Raw genomic sequence first — 18,369 nt, forward strand, 5'->3', positions numbered from 1 at the left:
TCACCCGCTCGTGACGTTCGCATGAGGTCCATGTGGTGCGCCTGGGCCGCGCTGCCCTCCCTCTCCCGGGCCTCCTGATGTCCACCCCTCCGGTAGTGGTGCGGGGATGTCGAAGGCGCCGCCGATGGTGGTGAACTGGCCCGATCCTGCTGAGCGTTCGATGGCGTCCATCGTCTCCAGGACGTGCTGGGCGAGTTCGGCCGAGGCCCGGTGTGCCGCGCCGGTGTGCAGTGCACGGGCCATGTCGAGTACGCCCAGGCCGCGGCCCGCCGTGGAGCCTTCTGCCTCGATGACGGTCCAGTCGTCGGTTCCGGCGCGGCGCAGCCGCAGCGGTCCGGTGAAGGTGTTCGGGTCGGGCAGGGCGAGCGTGGCCTCGGTGCCGGTGAGTTCCAGGAAGCCGTTCCGGGGGAGGGGTGAGTCGAAGCTGAACACCAGCGAGGCGACCGGCCCGGACTGGTACTCGACCAGCGCGGTGACATGAGTGTCCACCTCGACCGGGAACTCGGTGCCCGCACCCGGTCCGGCGCCGGTGGTGCGCACGTCCCGGGCGCGCCGGGCCACCGCGGCGACGCGTTCGGCGGGACCGAGGAGCGTGGCGAGCGCGGTCAGGTAGTAGGGGCCCATGTCGTACAACGGGCCGCCGCCGCGCCGGTAGTAGAACTCCGGGTGCGGATGCCAGCGTTCCGGTCCGGGGCCCTGCAGCAGGGCGAGTGCGTTCTGCGGTACGCCGATGTGCCCCGCGTCGACGAGGCGCCGTGCGGTCTGCAGTCCCGCGCCCAGGAAGGTGTCCGGCGCGCAGCCGAGGCGTACGCCCGCGTCGGCCGCTTCCTCGAGGAGTTTGCGGCCCGTGTCCGGGTCGAGGGCGAGGGGCTTTTCGTTCCATACGTGTTTGCCGGCGGCGATGGCAGTGGCGGCGACGTCGTAGTGGGCGGCCGGGATTGTCAGGTTGACGACCAGCTCGACGCCCGGGTGGGCGAGTGCCTCCTGGGCGCTGCCATGTCCCGGGACCCCGTACGCCTGTGCCTGCGCGCGGGCGCGTTCGGTGTCGAGGTCGGCGCAGAACAGGACGCGCAAGTCCGCGAAGGCGGTGAGGTTGCGCAGGTACTGGTCGCTGATCGTGCCGCAGCCGATCACGGCGATGCCGAGCGGGTCGCTCATCGCGGCCCCCGCGCGTTGTGATGGTCCCGCAGCCAGTCGTAGCTCATCTTGACGGCGGTGAGCATGTCGGTGGCGCACCGGTCGAGTTCGACGATGTGCAGGCGTACGGACGGCTGGGCCGCGAGGATGTCGGCGATCGGCATCCGGCCGGCGCCGACGGCCGTCATCGGATCGTCGTTGGTGACGGGGCCGTCCTTGACGTGCAGATGGGTGACCCGCTCGCCGAGGCGGCGCAGCAGCTCGGGAACGTCCTGGCCGCCGACGGCGGCCCAATAGACGTCGACCTCGAGGAACACGGCCTCGTCCAGCTGGTCCGCGAGTACCTCCAGGGCGGGGACGCCGCCGATGTGCTGAGCGAGCTCGAAGTCATGGTTGTGGTAGCCGAGTTCGAGGCCGTGGTCGGCCGCGCGGGCGGCCGCATCGTTGAGTTCGCGAGCGAGATCTCGTACGCCATCGGCGTCGGTGAATCGCTCGGGTGGCTGGATCGGCACGACGACGCTCTTCGCGCCAAGGGTGCGGGCCCCATGGAAGGCGGCCTGCGCCTGGTCGGTGAGGGCGGGCACATGTGCGCTGCAGGCGGTGAGCCCGGCGGCGTCCAGGTCGGCGCGCAGGGCCTGGGGGTCGGTCAGGGCGTCGTGGCACTCGACCGCCCGGTATCCGAAGGAGGCGAGGGCGCCGAGCGTGCCTTTGCGGTCGGAGGTGAGCTCGTCGCGCAGCGAGTAGAGCTGAACTGCCGTCAGGGGTACGGCCATTGATCTCTCTTTTCGATAAGTTTTCGCTCGCTTTCGACGGTACGGAGCTGCTGTGTCCAGGTCAACGGGCGTACAGTGCGCGGGAGGTTTTCGAAAAACTGCCCTGGCGAGGAGCGGCGCATGCGGTCCACCCTGAGCGAGCTCGCGGTGCAGGCGGGTGTGTCCGTGTCGACGGTGTCGAAGGTCCTCAACGGCCGCACCGACGTGGCTCCCACGACCCGGGAACGCGTCGGCCGGCTGCTGGCCGAGCACGGCTATCGCACCCCGCGCCGCAGCGGCCTGGTCGACCTCGTCATCGGCACACTGCACAGCCCCTGGGCGGACGCCCTGGTGGCCGGGGCGGTGAGCGCGGCCGCCGAGCAGGACTGCCGCATCGTGGTCAACACCGCCCCGCCGCACGGCGACGGCCTCGGCGCGGTCCTGGACAAGATCGTCGCCCGCGGCACGGACGGCGTGCTGACCGTGCACCACCTGCCCGACTCGGTGGTCCGGGAGCGGCTGGCGGCCAAGGGGGTTCCGCTGGTGGTGATCGATCCCCCGGTGGAGCCCGAACCCTCGGTGCGGTCGGTGGCCTCCACCAACTGGCAGGGCGGGCTGAGCGCGACCCGTCATCTGCTCGAGCTCGGCCATCGCCGTATCGCCGTGATCTCAGGCCAGTTGAGCGTCTGGTCGGCCCGTGCCCGGCTGGACGGGTACCGCGCCGCCTTGCTGCAGGCCTCGGTGGGGGTGGACAAGGCTCTGGTGCGCAGCGGCGAGTTCTGCCCCGCGGCCGGACATGCCCAGGCGCTGGCGCTGCTCGACCTGCCCGAGCCGCCGACCGCGATCGTCGCGGGCAACGACGGGCAGGCATTCGGCGTGCTCCAGGCGCTGGCCGAACGAGGACTGCGAGCGCCGGCGGACATGAGTGTGACCGGGTTCGACGACGTGTCGGTGGCCGCGTGGGCGGCGCCCGCGCTCACCACGGTGCGTCAGCCGCTGGAGGCCATGGCGGCGACGGCTTTCCGCATGCTCCGGCTCGCCGTCGCGGGCAGCGCGGTCCAGCCGTACCAGGTGGAACTCGCGACGACCCTGGTGATCAGGGACAGCACGGCGGCGCCCAGGTACGGCGGCGCCTGAGCACGGTGGCGCCTGAGCGCGGCGGCGCCTGAGCACGGCGGGACAGGGCCTGTTGGCCGCGTACGACCTGACAGGCGACCGGAGCACCGCACGAGCCCGCACACCACCGAGGGCCACGGCGACGTGGGGTACTGCGGAGCCGAAGGCAGCCAGGGTTGCCCCGTCCTGCCCCGCATACCCAGGCCCACGTCCAGGTTCCAGGTTCGTGCAAGGTCTGTGCAGGGCCGGACCGCAAAGCTGTGCCTGCAACCTCACGTGCATGCCCTGGTCGGCACCGGGAGCAACACGACCTCTTGCCGGTAGTCCGCCAACTGCCATGGCCGCCCCGTCTGGCACCAGTTCACGCACCGACCGCGCGGAACCCAGAACAGAAACGGAAGGCAACCACATGCGACTTGCACGGCTGCTCGCAGGAACCACGGCCACCCTCACCGCCACCATCGGACTCGGCCTGGCAACCGCCGGATCCGCCTCTGCCGACGACGGCAGCTGGCGTGCCTACGGCAACACGAACCCGATCACCTCCAGCTCCAGCACGTGGAAATGCGCCAGCACCGTAAGTCTCGACACCAGTGTCGGCGCGCAGGTCTGCGTGATCAGGTCAGCGAGCGGCGGCTCCGTACAAGGCGCGGTGATCGTACGTAACAACCGAGACAGCCTCTACCGCGTCTCGGCCACCGTCAGCCTCTACAACTCCGCCGGCGTCTGGCAGGGCGGCACCTGGCACTGCGCCAAGTCAGGAGTCGGCGCGAACTCCTGGTCCGTGTGCTACGGAAAGACCGTCACCACGAGTGCCTCGAGGTATGCGCAGGCAGCCGCCACCGGCACCGAAGACACCGAAAGCCTTGGTAGGACACAGCTCATCTGACCCTGATCGACGAGAACACCCTGGCCACCCCGAGCTCTCGGGGTGGCCAGCACTCCACCAACCACCACGCCCGCACCACGCTCACCCGCGGAAACCCGAGCCTCACTGGACAACCTGCCGAGAGAGCAACTACGGCCGCCGGCCGCCTTTGTCCAGGGCCCTGGGCAAGGCCGACCGCCTCCGACGCGGCGGCGGCGCCCTCGCGGCCCTCGACGCGCGCATCACCGATATCGTGAAGCCGTCCTCGTCCTTCACCATGCGTCAGCATGACGATGGAAAAGCCTCAGTAGCCGGCTTGGCGCTGGAAGTGTTTTGCCACGAGCAGTGCCGCGTGAACGTTCGGAATGTGCATTGCTCCAAACGCGATGGGGGTCATTTTTCCGGTGACTTTCACGTACAGCGATCCGGCGCTAATTCCTACCTCGCGTACGGTGCTCCATGGGCTGAAGGTCTTCCCCAGAGTGATTCCCTCGCTGGTCATGGCGACGACTGAACGGGATTTACCGGGGATGCTGTGAAGGTTCCAGGTTTCACCGTCCGTGAGTCGCTTGATCTCGAACGGCACCCATACGGCCGTTGTCTCCTGGATGATGATCGGGGCGAACTCTGGGGCGCTTTTCCAGTTTCCCAGGTAGATGCCGTAGTTGTTTCCGGTCATCTGGTAGTTGCGGGATACGACACCGCCGCGGCTGTATATCTCCTCGAAGACATTCATGTGGCCCCAGCGGATCGCGCCGACACCTCCCTCGCGGTACGCGGCGGTCACGCCGTACGTGTAAATATCAAACCGTGTTACGGGGTCCTTCTTCCACGAGGGCAGGAAGGTGTGCGTATGCTCCCCCAACTTCTGTTGTTCTGCGGCCTGTTGGATGTCTGTGCTGAGTGGGTGACTCATGGGCTGAGACTCGGCCGTGGGCGGGTGTGCTGTCAAGGTTCTCCGTGCCTGTTCCACCCGGTGGAAACCTGCTCCTGAACAACCCCGGGCTGTCGCGCCTGTGAGCCACGCGCCGCCGTGGAACCAACGCCACCTGGTCCAGAGATGTCAGTCGTCAGTGGCGTCGTAGGGTTTGACGCACAGAATCACGCTGGAATAGCCGTCCTCGCTCGTAGTCCCGGTCGCTACCGTGCGATAGGACCACATGGAGAGGCATTCGCCCTGAATGACGACGCTGTACTTGGTGGCAGCGGACCAGCAGGGGACCTCGACCCATTCCTGCTCGCCGGTTTCGTGGACGCAGTCGCCTTTCTCGGCGGAGGCCACGTCGCCGTTGAGGCCGCCACTGACCCAGTTCGCGAAGGATTCATAGCTCGTGTAGAGCACGAGCAGCACGCCGAAGGCAATAGCGAGGAGGGTCAGGTCGCCCGCCCAGTCGCTCTCCTTTGAGGGCTTCGTGGAGTCGGGAACGAATGCCGCACCAGCAGGAGAGTCCTGCGACTTGTTGTCCGGCCGTGGCCTTTCATCTGACGTCGGCTCGGGCTTGGGTTTGGGTGCCGACGTCGAGCGGACGGCGGTCTTGGATCCCGCCGGAGGCGCTGCTTTCGGTTCGGGGAGCGGCCTGAACTGTGACTCGCTGTCCCGTTTGGCCTTCTGGGCCGATGACTTGAGCAGTTCGAGGGCTTCGGTGGCGGTCGGGCGGTCGGCCGGGTTTTTCTCCAGGAGTGCTTCGATCAGGGGTTGCAGTCTGCCTGCGCGCTTCATTGGCGGTACGTCCTCGAACGCGACGGCGTGGAGCGAGCCCGCCGGGCTCTCACGCTTGAAGGGGCAGACGCCCTCCACGGTTTCGTACAGGGTTGTGCCCAGGGCGAACAGGTCGCTGGGTGCCTGCGCCTTCAAACCCTGGGCCCGCTCCGGCGAGAGGTAGGGCAGGGAGCCGATGACCATGCCGGTCGCGGTGAGCGTGGAGTCGCCCTGGCTGATCGCGATGCCGAAGTCGGTGAGCAGGACGGTGCGGTCGGCTGTCTCCATGACGTTGGCGGGCTTCACGTCCCGGTGGACGATGCCCCGCTGGTGGGCCGCTTGGAGGGCCCGCAGGAGTGCCTCGGCGATCTGCCCGGTACGGCCCACCGACAGGCGCTTCTTCTTGACGAGGTGTTCCTGGAGAGTGCCACCGGTCACCAGCTGCATCACGATCCAGGGCGCCTCATCCAGGATGACGACGTCGTGGACGCTGACGATGTTCGGGTGGTCCCGGAGCTTTGCTGCGTTGCGCGCCTCGCGTCTGGCCCGGCTCAGGCGGTCTTCCCGCTCCCTGCCGGCCAGGCCCTGCTCCAGGACCAACTCCTTGATAGCGACGTCGGTTTGGAACTCGATGTCCTTGGCCGCCCAGACCCGGCCGAAGCCACCTGTGCCCAGGACGTGCGACAACCGGAAGCGGCCGCCTATCAGTAAGCCTTCCACCCCTTGGGCCACAGCCCCCGCCCCTCATCTGTGCTACCGCCGGGTCAGTAATGGTGATGATGTTGCCAGGGTTCACAGAATCCGGCCTGATCCATGCAATAACTGGGGTGGTTGGGGACTGGCAACCCACCTGGGAGGACCATGTCGTCCCGGATCTCCCACGCGTCGTCGTACAGCGTCCGGCGCCGCTCCGTGTGTGCCGCTTGACCACCGACCTCCCGTACGCCTGGCGATGGCGTCGGCGTCGGCGATGGCGTCGGTGGTGACGGGGGGGATTGCGTTGGGCGAGCGGCCGATGGGTGGCGGCGGTCTGCCCAATCAGCATGCTGGGCTGGAGGACGTGCTCTTTCCGACCGCCTCCCGCCTGAAGCCGGGGGCTTTTCATCGTCGCGTGGTGTAGCCGATGAGTGCGGCGACGCCGGCGAGTGCGGCGACGCTGGTGAGCGCGATGGGGAGGGTGAACCAGTCCGCCATGAAGCCGATGGCCGGTGGCCCGAGGAGCATGCCGCCGTAGCCGAGGGTGGAGGCGGTGGCGACGCCGCTGGGTCCGGCGAGGGCGCCGGCGCGTTCGACGGCGACGGGGAAGATGTTGGCGAGTCCGAGTCCGGTGATGGCGAAGCCGAGCAGGGCGAGCCAGACGGTGGGGGCGAGGGCGCCGAGGAGCATGCCGGCGGCGGCGGTTGTGCCGCCGGCGACGAGGATCGGGGTCTGGCCGAGGCGCTCCAGCAAAGTCGTTCCGCTGAGGCGGCCGAGGGTCATGGCGAGCGCGAAGCAGGAGTAGCCGGCGGCAGCCATGCCGGGGTGGGCGTTGAGGTCCTGTTCGAGGTGGAGCGCGCCCCAGTCGGCCAGGGCTCCTTCGCCGAAGGCGGTGCACAGGGCGATGAAGCCGAAGATCCATACGAGCCGGCGCGTGCGGGAGTCGAGGCGACGCGGTGCCTTCTCCGTGTCGGGCCGGTCAGTTGGAGGCGCCGGAGGTGACAGGCGAAGCAGGGCGCGTCCCGCAACGGCGGTGACGAGGAGGCCGATCGCGGTCAGGCCGAGCAGGTGGCGGGTGGGGGAGAGGGAGCCGGCCATCAGTCCGCCGGCGCCCGCGCCGACCATGCCGCCCAGGCTGAACGCCGCGTGGAAGCTGGGCATGATCGGGCGTCGCAGCGCGGCCACGAGATCGACGGCCGCGCTGTTGAAGGCGACGTTGATCCCTCCGTACGCCGCCCCGAAGACCAGCAGTACCGCGGCCAGTGCCGTCGCCGAGTGGGTCAGGGGAGGCAGCGCGACGCTCAGGGAGAGCAGTACGCCGCAGGCGACGGTGACGGGATGGCTGCCGTAGCGGCGGCACAGGCGCCCGGTGAACACCATCGTGACGACGGCGCCGACCGACACACCGAGCAGCGCGAGTCCGAGCGCGCTGGACGAGGCGCCGGTCTGCTCCTTGATCGCCGGGATGCGGACGACCCAGCCCGCGAAGATGAACCCGTCGAGGGCGAAGAAGACGGTCAGGACGATGCGCAGGCGCGTGAGGTCCCGGGATGGCTTGGTGGTGTCGGCAGATCCGGACGCGAGTTTGTTCATTGTCGGCACAAAATACAGCGTAGAGGTGCGGGCGGTTCCGGACAAGGGGGATTCGCCGGTCTTCCAAATGGGATACCAAAGACTCGAACACGTAACGATCATCCATGATGCGGAAGCGGCTAATGCTCTGTTTCGCCCGGAAAATAGAGGGCGTTCAGGAGTAAATCGGCCCAGCTGTCCACCAGTTGAAACACCTCTGCGGTATACCGTGACGGCCCTCAGCGCGGCCCGACCGGGCCTGCGCCCCTGCTCGTGTAAGGAGGTGTGGTCCCGTGCGTCGCCTACCTGCCGTGCTCGCGGCGGCCGCATTGCTGACGCTGGCCACCGGCTGCGGCTCGCTCGCCCCGCCCGGCCAGAAGACCGCCGCGGAGCCCCGGCTCAAGGATTCCCGACCCGTACGAGACGGTGGCACGGCCGTGATCGGCCTCAAGTCGGACCCCGACATGCTCGATCCGAGCCTCACCGGCACCCTGGTCGCCCGCACGGTGTTCACCTCCATGTGCGAGCAGCTCTACGACGTGGACCAGAACAACCGGTTCGTGCCCCAACTCGCCGCGTCTCTGCCCAAGATCAGCAATAACGGCAGGACCTTCACGTTCGACGTACGGCGCGACGCCCGCTTCAGCGACGGCGCCAAGCTCGACGCGCACGCCGTGAAGGTCTCCCTCGACCGGCATCTGCACCTGAAGGGTTCGGGCCGCGCCTCGGAGATCGACTCCGTGCGGAAGGTCGAGGCGATCGCCCCGTACACCGTGCGCCTCACGCTCGAGCACGCCGACACCCCGCTGCTCGGCAGGCTGGCCAACACCGCGGGCCTGATCATGTCGCCCAAGGCGATCGGGAAGTACGGCAGGAACTTCGCCGCGCACCCCTCCTGCGTCGGCCCGTTCAAGTACGACCAGCGCGTCATCGGCGACCGGATCGAGCTCAAGAAGGATCCGCTGTACTACGACGCGGAGAAGGTCCACCTCGACGGCGTCACGTACAAGACCATCACCGACGGCAATATCCGTCTCGCCAATCTGCGCTCAGGCGATGTGCAGTTGGGCGACCAGATGGGGCCGGTCGAGGTCAAGAGCGCCATGGGCGACAAGGACCTGCACCTGCTCAACACCCCCTCGCTCGGCTATATGGCGCTCACCTTGAACGTCGGCAACAGCGACGGCATCGACAAGCCGCCGGGCAAGGTCGACACCCCCTTCGCGCGCGATGTGCGGGTACGGGAGGCCTTCGACCTCGCACTCGACCGGAAGCTGATCAACAAGGTCGTCTTCCAGGACATGTACGAGCCGGCGTGCGGCCCCGTACCGCCGGGCACCCCGCTCAGCACGCCGATCACCTGCCCCGGCCGCGATGTCGAGAAGGCGAAGCGGCTCCTGAAGGAGGCCGGGGTCAAGACGCCGGTGCCGCTGGAGCTGATGATCAACACGACGCCGGAGGACAACCGGCTCGGACAGGTCGTGCAGGCCATGGCCAAGGAGGCGGGCTTCGATGTGCGGCTGCGGCCCACCGAGTTCGCCACCGGTCTCACCCGCACCCTCGCAGGTGACTTCCAGGCCCGTACGGGCGGTTGGGGCGGCCAGCCCGACCCGGCCGGCAACATCGACAGCCTCGTCGGCACCCACGGCAGCAACAACCAGGGCAAGCTCTCCGATCCGGAGATCGACCGCCTGATCGCCGCGGGGCGTTCCACCGCCGACGTGTCCGAGCGCCGTGAGATCTACCGCCAGTTGACCGAGGCCATCAACAAGCAGCACTCGGTCATCTACCTCTACCGCAATATCAACTACGCGGTCGCGTCCCAGGAGATCAGCGGGATCGCGCTCTCCGGCGACGGCCTCATCCGCGTCAAGGAAGCCGGCTATGTGAAGGGGGCACAGGGATGACCACCGCCCGCACGTGGCTCACCTCGTATCCCGGCCGCCGCATCGGCCAGGCCCTGCTCACCATGGTCCTCGTCTCGATCACCGTCTTCGCGGGCGTACGGGCGATGCCCGGCGACACCGCGCAGGCCATGGCCGGCGAACAGACCGACCCGGCGGTACTCGCGGCGATCCGCGAGGAGTACGGACTGAACGACAACATCGTGGTCCAGTACTGGAACTACGTCAGCCACGCGGTCACCGGCGACTTCGGTACGTCGGCCCGCAGCGGACTGCCGGTCCTGGACTCGATCCTCGAAGCCCTGCCCATCACCCTCGAACTGGCCGCGCTCGCCCTTCTATTGGCGATCACCCTCGGCATCGGCGCCGGTATCGTCGCGGCCGTCCGGCGTGGGAAGCCTGAGGAGTGGCTGGCCAACGGCATCGCGCTGCTCGGGATGTCGGTGCCGACCTTCTGGCTCGGGATGCTCCTGGTGCTCGCGTTCGCCATCGCCCTCCCGGTGTTCGCGGCCTCCGGATTCGTACCGTTCGGGCAGGACCCGCTGGAGAACCTGCGCCGGCTCGTGCTGCCCGCGATCGTGCTCGGCTCCGGACTCGCCGCCGTCGTGATGCGGCAGACCCGCGCCGCGATGCTCGACGCCCTGTCCTCGGACTACGTCCGCACCGCCCGCGCCAAAGGCCTGTCCCGGCGCGCGGTCATCGGCTCGCACGCCCTGCGCAACTCCCTGGTCACCGTGATCACGGTGCTCGGTCTGCAGCTCGGTCAGCTGATCTCCGGCGCGGTGGTCACGGAGCAGGTCTTCGTGCTTCCGGGCTTCGGCAAGCTCACCATCGACGCGGTTTTCACACGTGACTACGCCATGGTGCAAGGCGTCGTGCTCTTCACCTCGGCCGCGTACATCCTGATCAATCTCCTGGTCGACCTCCTCTACTCGGTCGTCGACCCGCGTATCCGGCTGGGAGGCTCCCGATGACGGCCGCCGTCGACACCGCTCCCGTCGTGACCGCCGCGGCCAAGTCCCGCGGGCGTGCATCCGACGCCTGGCGCAAGCTGCGCCGCAACCGCCTCGCGCTCACCGGCGCGATACTCGGCGCGCTGTTCGTGTTCGTCGCCGTGTTCTCCTCGCTGCTCACGCCGTACGATCCCGCGCAGCCCGACTTCGACAACGTGCTCGCGCCGCCCGGCTGGGACCACTGGCTCGGCACCGACGACCTCGGCCGCGACCAGGTCTCCCGCGTCCTGGTCGGTGTGACCGCGTCGATGCAGGTCGGCGTGCTCGCGGTGGCGCTCGCCTTCGTGGTGGCGGTGCCCCTGGGCCTGCTCGCGGGCTACTACGGCAAGTTCGCGGACACCGTGGTGTCGCGGCTGACGGACACGATGCTGGCGTTCCCGTTCCTGGTGCTCGCCGTCGGTCTCGCCGCCGTGCTCGGACCGTCGCTGAAGAACGCGACGATCGCGATCGGTATCTCGCAGATCCCGGCGATCGTCCGGATCACCCGGGCCGAGACGCTGCGGCTCAAGCACCTCGACTATGTGGGCGCGGCCGTCGCGAACGGCGGCGGTGACGGCACGATCCTGTTCCGGCACATCCTGCCCAACGCCACCTCGGCGCTGATCGTGCAGGCCACCGTCGGCATTCCCGCGGCGATCATCGGCGAAGCGGTGCTGAGCTTCCTCGGACTCGGCGTACAGCCGCCGTCCCCGTCGCTGGGCGTGATGCTCTCCAGCGCCCAGCCGTTCATCGCCAACGCCCCCTGGATGGCGGTCTTCCCCGGCCTTGTCATCGTGCTCGCCACGCTGGCGTTCAACCTGCTCGGCGACGGCGTACGCGACATCCTCGACCCTCGTGGAGGCTCCCGATGACCGCCCCCGCACCCCAGAGTGTGCAGAGCGAACCGGTACTCAGCGTCCGTGACCTGACGGTCGACTTCGTGGGCCCGGACGACACCGTGCACGCCGTGGACGGGGTCTCCTACGATCTCGCACCCGGCGAAGTCCTCGCCGTGGTCGGTGAATCGGGTTGCGGGAAGTCGGTCACGTCGATGGCCGTGATGGGTCTGCTGCCGCCGACCGCCCGTATCGGCGGATCCATCACGCTCGACGGACAGGAGCTCGTCGGCGCGGGCGAACGGACATGGCGCTCCCTGCGCGGCCGCCGTCTGTCGATGATCTTCCAGGAGCCGATGACCTCGCTCAACCCGGTCCTTACCGTGGGCCGGCAGATCGGCGAAGTCCTCGTACGCCACCGGAAAGTGAGCAAGAAGGAGGCCCGTGCACGGGCCGTGGAACTGCTCGACCTGGTCGGTATCCCGGCCCCCGAGCGGCGGGTCGACGAGTACCCGCACCAGCTCTCCGGCGGGATGCGCCAGCGCGTGATGATCGCCATCGCGGTCGCCTGCGACCCGGCCGTACTCATCGCCGACGAGCCGACGACCGCGCTCGACGTCACGGTGCAGGCCGGCATCCTCGACGTACTCAAATCGCTGCGCGAACGGCTCGGCACCGCGATCGTGCTGATCACGCACGACCTCGGCGTCGTGGCCGAGACAGCCGACCGCGTGCTCGTCATGTACGCGGGCCGGCCGGTCGAACAGGCCCCGGTGGACGAGCTGTTCACCTCGCCCTCCCACCCGTATACGAAGGGGCTCCTCGGCGCCGTCCTGCGCCCCGGCAGCCGCACGAAGGACGGACGGGCACGGCTCAACGAGATCCCGGGCCTCGTGCCCGACCTGCGGGCACAGCCCGACGCCTGCTCGTTCGCACCGCGCTGCGCGTTCGCACAGGACGACTGCCTGGGCCGACGACCGCCGCTGCGGACCCTTTCGGGACCGCACCGGATCGCCTGCCATCACCCCATCATGGTCAAGGAGGCCGCCCGATGACCGATCCGGCAGCGACCCCGGTCCTGGACGTCCGCGACCTCCAGCGCCATTTCCCCGCCCCGTCCGGCAGCGTGCGCGCCGTCGACGGTGTCTCGCTCACCATCGGACCCGGTGAAGTCCTGGGTCTGGTCGGGGAGTCGGGCAGCGGCAAGTCGACGGTGGGCCGCTGCGTGGTCCGTCTCGACAGCCCGACCGGCGGTCAGGTCCTGATCGACGGTACGGATGTCACGACGCTGTCCGCCCGGCGGATGCGGCCGCTGCGCAAGAAGGTCCACCTGGTGTTCCAGGACCCTTCCTCGTCGCTCAACCCGCGGATGACGATCCGCCAGATCATCGCCGAACCTCTGCGCCTGCACGGCCTCGCGACCCGCGCCGAAGCCTTCGCGCGGGTCGACGCACTCCTGCGGCAGGTGGGCCTGCGCCCCGAACTGGCCGACCGCAATCCGCACCAGCTCTCCGGCGGCCAGCGTCAGCGCGTCTCCATCGCGCGCGCCCTGTCCGTGGAGCCGGCGCTGCTCGTGGCCGACGAACCGACCTCGGCGCTTGACGTCTCCGTACAGGCCTCGGTGCTCAATCTCCTCGCCGATCTGCAGAAGGAGCGTGGCTTCGGCTGTCTGTTCATCACGCACGACCTGGCCGCGGTGGAGTACCTCGCGGACCGGATCGCCGTGATGTACCTGGGCCGGATCGTCGAACAGGCGCCGGCTGCCGAGCTGTTCGCGGACCCCAAGCACCCGTACACCCAGGCGCTGCTCTCGGCGGCGCCCGTGCCCGACCCGCGGGCGTCACGGGAGCGGATCGTGCTCGACGGCGATCTGCCGAGCCCGCTCGCTCCGCCGACCGGCTGCCACTTCCATACCCGCTGCCCCCTGGCCACGGACCGCTGCCGCACCGAGGCCCCCGAGCTGCGGGTGCTGCAGGGACCTGAGCCGCGTGAGGTGGCCTGCCATCTGGTGGGGGAGGACGGGGCGGCCCCGGACGCCCGCTCGCCCCAGGCCACTGCCGTCTGACCGATAGGGATACGGCGAAGCCCCCGCCCCCCGGGTAGGGGGGGGGGGGGTCCCCCCCTCCGGGGGCGGGGCGCGCCCCGCCTCGGGATACGAGGCGGGGGCTTCCTCCGTTACGGCGAGGACGCCTGCTCCGAGGTCGCCTGCTCTCCGAGGGTGCCTGCTCCGAGGTCGCCTGCTCTCCGCATGAGCAAGGCCCGGGCCCTGGAAGGGAGTTCCGAGACCCGGGCCTTGCCCGATGGTGCTCAGACGAGCTGGAGCTGGTCCGCGACGACACGGCCCGCGTGGATCACCGTGCGGTCCGAGCCGCGGTCCATCACGGCCGCCGAGACGGTGTCGCCGTCGACCAGGATCAGATCGGCGGCGTCACCCGCGTCCACACCCGGCCGGTCGGCCGTCGAAGTGAGGCGCCGCAGCGACGGGTCGAGGATCGAGTGCCCGCCGCGGCTGGCCACCGCCCAGGCGTGCTCGATCAGTTCGTCGGCGCGGTAGCGGCTGGTGAACGCCAGCTGCCAGGTCCGGTCGAGCATGTCGCCATTGCCGTACGGGGACCAGAAGTCCCGCTGACCGTCCTCGCCCAGGCCGACGCGGACGCCCGCCTTCGTCAGCTCGACGAGCGGCAGCGCGGTGAGCTGCTGGGCCGGGGCGATCGTGGCCATCGAGATGTCCAGGTCCGCGAACTCCTCGATCAGACGGCGCGTGGTGGCCTCGTCGACCGTGCCCAGCTCGTACGCGTGGGAGAGCGTGACCTTGCCCTGCATGCCGAGCGCGCGGGTGCGCTCCAGGATCAGGTCGGTGCTGAACACACCCAGGTGGCCCGGCTCGTGCAGGTGGATGTCGATGGGCGCCTGGTGCTTCTCGGCGAGCCCGAACACGATGTCGAGGTGCTTGACCGGGTCGCGGTCGAGCGTGCAGGGGTCGATGCCGCCGACCACCGCGGCCCCCGAGGCGAGCGCCTTGTCCATCAGCTCCGGCACCCCCTTCTCCAGGAGCAGACCGGCCTGCGGGAACGCGATGATCTCGAGGTCGGCGCGGTCCTTGTGCGCCTCCTTCGCGGCGAGCACGCCCTCGAAGCGCTCGAGGCCGCAGTCCGCGTCGATCTGCGCGTAACTGCGGACGCGGGTGGTGCCGCGCTCGATCATCCGGCCGAGCAGCCGCGTGGTGCGGTCGGCGACCGGACCGTCCTCGCGCCAGTGCTCGCGGTCGTTCATCGTCATGCCCCACACGCCCGGCTTGCCGGTGTGCGGGCGGAAGGGCAGCCCGACACGGTTGGAGTCCAGGTGGCAGTGGACGTCCGAGAAGGTCGGCAGAGCGAGCCGGCCGCGGCCGTCGACGCTCTCGCCGACCTCGGCGCGCGCGGGGTCGTGCGGCCGTACGGCGGCGATCTTGCCGTCCTTCAGCTCTATGTCGGAGGCTTCGCCGCCCCAGGGGCGGACGTTCCTGATGAGCATGGGTGGTGACTCCTTGCTGAGGTCGGGGTGGTGCCTTTGCGGGGTGTCCCACACGTCTCGTGGAGGGCTGTTCAGCGCGCCTCGTCCACGAAGGCCGGGAACGTGGCCGGGAAGAGTTCGTCGGCGTCGCGGCGCCTGAAGTCCCGTTCGCTGTACGCGGCGCGCATCTTGGCGAAGAGGCCCTGGGCCTGAACGCGCAGCGCCTCGGTGTCGACGCCGGGCAGCTCGCCGTCGACCAGTACCGGCCGGCCGTCGACGACGGAGTGGGAGGCATTGCGGGCGGTGCCGTTGAGCAGCAGGGTGCGCACCGGGTCGTCGAGCACGCCGTCGCGGATGTCGTCGAGGCGGAAGGCCACCAGGTCGGCGCGGGCGCCGGGGGCGAGCCGACCCAGGTCGTCGCGGCCGAGCGCGCGGGCGCCGCCGAGCGTCGCGGACTCGACATAGGCCTCGGCGGGTGCGGCGTCCGCGCGGGCGTCGACCACCTTGGCGAGGGGGGCGCCGAGGGCCATGCCGCGGGTCAGGTCCGGCGGGGAGGAGGCGGGGCCGGGGCAGAGATTGAGCCCGGCGCGGCGGTACTCGCCGAACGAATGCAGGACATCGCCGTAGCGCAGCGAGGTCTGCGGGCAGTGGATGACAGACACACCGGCGTGGACGAGGGTGTCCAGATCGCCGTTGTCCTCGCCGTGTACGCAGGGGTGGCGGTCGATGACGATGCCGTGCGGGATGAGCAGACGGGTCTCGAACAGGCCGGTCCGCTCGATGAGTTCGAGCGGTGTGCATCCGTAAAGGCGCTGCACGAGTTCCCGCTCGACGGTGCCCTGGAGGCAGTGCAGCCGGACCGGGACCGAGCGGCTGCGCGCGAGTGCGGCGGGGGCGCGCAGCAGCTCGGGCGTCATCGTCTCGGTAAGGCAGGGGAGCAGGGCCGGGCGCACCAGGGGGGCGGGCAGCTGCTCGACGTGGTCGAGGAACCGCTCGGCGTCCCGCAGGCCGGCGCGGCCGCGCTCTTCGTCGAAGTGGAGATCGCGCCCGCCGTCGGCGTCGACGACATTGACCGCGGAGCGGTAGCTGGGCCCGAGATAGCCGCGCAGTCCGATCCGCCGCGAGGTCTCGGCCATGTCCGCGCACTCGTCGAAGGTCTCCGCCCAGGAGCTGTGCACCTCGGACGCGATCGGCATGTAAGTGGTGATGCCGTGCAGCGCGAGCTGGACCAGCGCGTACTCACGGATCACGGCCCGCTCGGCGCGCGTGAAGACATCACGGCTGCCGCGGGCGTACGTCCGGGACCACTGAAGGCCCGGGCCGGTCTCGGGGGAGTGCCACGAGTCGAGGATCAGGTGGTCGATGTCGGTGAGGGCGTCCAGGTCGATCAGCCCCGGCATGACCAGACGGTCGCCGAGGTCCACGTCCTCATCCACGGGCCCTTCCCAACTGCGGCCCACATGGACGATGGTGTCGTCCTGCCACACCACCTCACCGTCGCGCAGCAGCGCATGCTGCCCGTTCTGGTACGCGAGCACATGGGCGGCACGCCAGCGGGTGTGCACGAGGAGCCTCCTGTGGGTAGGGCGACTCCCGGACTCTAACACTTGGGATACCAAATGCTCGGTGGGCTGGTTGGGCTCTGATGTGGGGATTCGCCAGAATCCAGCGGGCCTTCGTGCTTGCCGACAAATGACTCGGTATACAAATTGTGGCCACCCACATGCCCGTCGAGCACTGCACGGACGATCTCGGATGCGAAAATGGCGTCATGGCAACGGCTGAGGAATTCACCCCCGAGTCGGAGCGGGTCATGAACACCCTGCGCGACGAGATCATCGACGGCACGCGCGCTCCCGGCAGCAAGCTGGTCGAGCGTGAGATCGCCGCCGAGCTGGGCGTCAGCCGGCTGCCCGTACGTGATGCGCTGCGCAGTCTCGTCAGTGAAGGCCTGGTCACGCCGAGGCCCCGGACCTGGGCCGTGGTGCGCGAGTTCAGCCAGTCCGATGTCTCCGACCTCAACGAGGTGCGCTCCGCCCTGGAGACCCTGGCCTTCCGCCTCGCCGCCGAGCGCCGTACCCGCGCCGGCCTGGCCAAACTCCGCGCCGATCTGGACGAACAGCAGGCCGCGTCGGCGAAGGGTGACGGCGGCGCCGCCCGCCGCAAGGCCGCCGACTTCCACCAGACCGTCACCGAACTCGCCGACAACGCACTGCTCAGCGAACTCGACGGGATCCTGCAGAGCAGGCTGCGCTGGCTGCTCGGCCAGCACGACGACCTCGATGTCTTCGCGCACGAGCATGAAGAGCTGTACCTGGCCATCGAGGCGCGGGATGTGCAGCGCGTCGATGAACTGGCTGCCCAGCACCTCGCGACCAGCCGGGCGAAGATCGCGGCGCATCGGCGCGACGCGACCGGCGCCGAGTAGGCGCGCTGAGCAGGCGGGCCGAGTGGGACGGGGCCGCGGGCTCTGAGATCCGCGGACTTTGCGGGCCGCGGGCTCTGAGGTCCGCGGACTCAGGGGCCGCCCGTCAGTCCCGGCGGATCGCCGCCTCGATCTGGGCGAGTTGGGCCCCGAGGAGCTCCTCGAACGCGCCGCGGCGCTCCGCCCCGAGCGGTCGGACCTCACGCGCGAAGTGGGCCAGGGCGGGGAAGCGTTCGGGATCGGCGCCGAGTACCGCGACGCGGAACAGCTCCATGCCCTGCTCGTGCTCTTCCGGGGTGATGGTGCTGACTCCGGCCTCGGAGGCGATCAACGCGGCGATGAGGACCGCGAGCCGGTGGTAGCGCGCCGGAATCTCTTCGTCGGGCAGCCCCGAGGCGCGCAGCGCTTGCAGCACTTCTTCCATCACCAGCCGGGAACCGGCGCCGCCTGACGCGTACCGCCCCCAGACCGCGGCGAGTTGAGGCTGCTGCCCGAACGCCTCTCTCACGCGCAGGGCCAGCGCGGTGATGCGCTCCTTCCAGTCGCCCTCGGCGCGATAGCCCTCCATGGACGCCAGGAGGATCCGGTCGGCGACGGCGCGCAGCAGCTCCGTCTTGCTGCGGAAATGCCGGTAGAGGCTGGAGGAGTCGGTCCCGAGCGTCGCGGCGAGCTTGCGCACGCTGAACGACTCCGCGTCGCTCGTCCGCAGCAACTCCGCTGCCGCGTCCAGGATTTCCTCGGTCGACCAACGCCTGCGACCTGCCATTTCGCCCCTCTCGTCGAGCCTCAGTCTAGCTCATGCACTTGGTGTTGCACGCACCGCGTGCATAATGAGGACATGAGCGTGCCCAGTGCCACCCGTAGCATTGCGAAAGGACGC

The 18,369-nt window shown here is 69.4% G+C and carries 16 protein-coding genes; 8 read left to right on the top strand and 8 right to left on the bottom strand.

What is annotated here, in order from left to right; all coding sequences use genetic code 11:
• Window positions 1-1,158, bottom strand: coding sequence for a Gfo/Idh/MocA family protein (locus JAO81_RS13955; protein WP_199548151.1), 1,158 nt, complete (start codon window positions 1,156-1,158; stop codon window positions 1-3).
• The gene (locus JAO81_RS13960; RefSeq protein ID WP_199548152.1) at window positions 1,155-1,910 is read right to left on the bottom strand and encodes a sugar phosphate isomerase/epimerase; all 756 of its coding nucleotides are present in this window, start codon (window positions 1,908-1,910) and stop codon (window positions 1,155-1,157) included. Before JAO81_RS13960 ends, JAO81_RS13955 begins: the two co-directional genes overlap by 4 nt.
• A gap of 120 nt (window positions 1,911-2,030) precedes the next feature.
• Here JAO81_RS13960 and JAO81_RS13965 point away from each other — a divergent pair, with 120 nt between their 5' ends.
• Together JAO81_RS13965 and JAO81_RS13970 are read left to right on the top strand one after the other, a co-directional pair.
• On the top strand, window positions 2,031-3,026 hold the full coding sequence (locus JAO81_RS13965) for a LacI family DNA-binding transcriptional regulator (RefSeq protein ID WP_199548153.1): 996 nt from the start codon (window positions 2,031-2,033) through the stop codon (window positions 3,024-3,026).
• A 388-nt stretch (window positions 3,027-3,414) separates the two neighbouring features.
• Window positions 3,415-3,894, top strand: coding sequence for a hypothetical protein (locus tag JAO81_RS13970; protein ID WP_199548154.1), 480 nt, complete (start codon window positions 3,415-3,417; stop codon window positions 3,892-3,894).
• Window positions 3,895-4,177: 283 nt separating this feature from the next.
• Here the strand turns inward: JAO81_RS13970 and JAO81_RS13975 are convergent, their stop codons facing one another.
• The 3 genes from JAO81_RS13975 to JAO81_RS13985 form a co-directional block, all read right to left on the bottom strand.
• The gene (locus tag JAO81_RS13975) at window positions 4,178-4,789 is read right to left on the bottom strand and encodes a hypothetical protein (protein WP_199548155.1); all 612 of its coding nucleotides are present in this window, start codon (window positions 4,787-4,789) and stop codon (window positions 4,178-4,180) included.
• 147 nt (window positions 4,790-4,936) lie between these two features.
• Window positions 4,937-6,304 carry a protein kinase gene (locus JAO81_RS13980; RefSeq protein WP_199548156.1) on the bottom strand — a complete coding sequence of 456 codons (1,368 nt, stop codon included), beginning with the start codon at window positions 6,302-6,304 and terminating at the stop codon, window positions 4,937-4,939.
• A gap of 369 nt (window positions 6,305-6,673) precedes the next feature.
• A complete protein-coding gene (locus JAO81_RS13985; protein ID WP_199548233.1) occupies window positions 6,674-7,861 on the bottom strand; it encodes an MFS transporter in 1,188 nt (395 codons plus the stop codon).
• Between the two features lie 272 nt (window positions 7,862-8,133).
• Here JAO81_RS13985 and JAO81_RS13990 point away from each other — a divergent pair, with 272 nt between their 5' ends.
• Genes JAO81_RS13990 through JAO81_RS14010 form a run of 5 tightly spaced genes read left to right on the top strand, consistent with a single transcriptional unit; the run spans window position 8,134 to window position 13,637 of the window.
• The gene (locus JAO81_RS13990) at window positions 8,134-9,747 is read left to right on the top strand and encodes an ABC transporter substrate-binding protein (RefSeq protein WP_199548157.1); all 1,614 of its coding nucleotides are present in this window, start codon (window positions 8,134-8,136) and stop codon (window positions 9,745-9,747) included.
• The gene (locus JAO81_RS13995) at window positions 9,744-10,718 is read left to right on the top strand and encodes an ABC transporter permease (protein ID WP_199548158.1); all 975 of its coding nucleotides are present in this window, start codon (window positions 9,744-9,746) and stop codon (window positions 10,716-10,718) included. The genes JAO81_RS13990 and JAO81_RS13995 overlap by 4 nt, the downstream gene beginning before the upstream one ends.
• Window positions 10,715-11,608, top strand: a complete 894-nt coding sequence (locus tag JAO81_RS14000) for an ABC transporter permease (protein ID WP_199548159.1) — start codon at window positions 10,715-10,717, stop codon at window positions 11,606-11,608. Before JAO81_RS13995 ends, JAO81_RS14000 begins: the two co-directional genes overlap by 4 nt.
• Window positions 11,605-12,627 (top strand): ABC transporter ATP-binding protein, encoded by a 1,023-nt coding sequence (locus JAO81_RS14005; protein ID WP_199548160.1) that lies wholly within the window; start codon window positions 11,605-11,607, stop codon window positions 12,625-12,627. Before JAO81_RS14000 ends, JAO81_RS14005 begins: the two co-directional genes overlap by 4 nt.
• Window positions 12,624-13,637: an ABC transporter ATP-binding protein gene (locus tag JAO81_RS14010; protein ID WP_199548161.1), complete on the top strand. Its 1,014-nt coding sequence runs from the start codon at window positions 12,624-12,626 to the stop codon at window positions 13,635-13,637. Before JAO81_RS14005 ends, JAO81_RS14010 begins: the two co-directional genes overlap by 4 nt.
• 242 nt (window positions 13,638-13,879) lie before the next feature.
• Here JAO81_RS14010 and JAO81_RS14015 read toward each other — a convergent pair whose 3' ends face one another.
• Together JAO81_RS14015 and JAO81_RS14020 are read right to left on the bottom strand one after the other, a co-directional pair.
• Window positions 13,880-15,085 carry an amidohydrolase family protein gene (locus JAO81_RS14015; protein WP_199548162.1) on the bottom strand — a complete coding sequence of 402 codons (1,206 nt, stop codon included), beginning with the start codon at window positions 15,083-15,085 and terminating at the stop codon, window positions 13,880-13,882.
• Between the two features lie 71 nt (window positions 15,086-15,156).
• Window positions 15,157-16,629, bottom strand: coding sequence for a chlorohydrolase family protein (locus JAO81_RS14020; RefSeq protein WP_199548163.1), 1,473 nt, complete (start codon window positions 16,627-16,629; stop codon window positions 15,157-15,159).
• 206 nt (window positions 16,630-16,835) lie between these two features.
• Here JAO81_RS14020 and JAO81_RS14025 point away from each other — a divergent pair, with 206 nt between their 5' ends.
• Window positions 16,836-17,492, top strand: coding sequence for a GntR family transcriptional regulator (locus tag JAO81_RS14025; protein ID WP_199548164.1), 657 nt, complete (start codon window positions 16,836-16,838; stop codon window positions 17,490-17,492).
• 103 nt (window positions 17,493-17,595) lie between these two features.
• On the opposite strand, the gene JAO81_RS14030 is transcribed toward JAO81_RS14025, so the two are convergent.
• Window positions 17,596-18,255 (bottom strand): TetR/AcrR family transcriptional regulator, encoded by a 660-nt coding sequence (locus JAO81_RS14030; protein WP_199548165.1) that lies wholly within the window; start codon window positions 18,253-18,255, stop codon window positions 17,596-17,598.
• Between the last annotated feature and the right edge of the window lie 114 nt (window positions 18,256-18,369).

This window comes from Streptomyces sp. N35 (assembly GCF_016464295.1).
Taxonomy (GTDB): domain Bacteria; phylum Actinomycetota; class Actinomycetes; order Streptomycetales; family Streptomycetaceae; genus Streptomyces.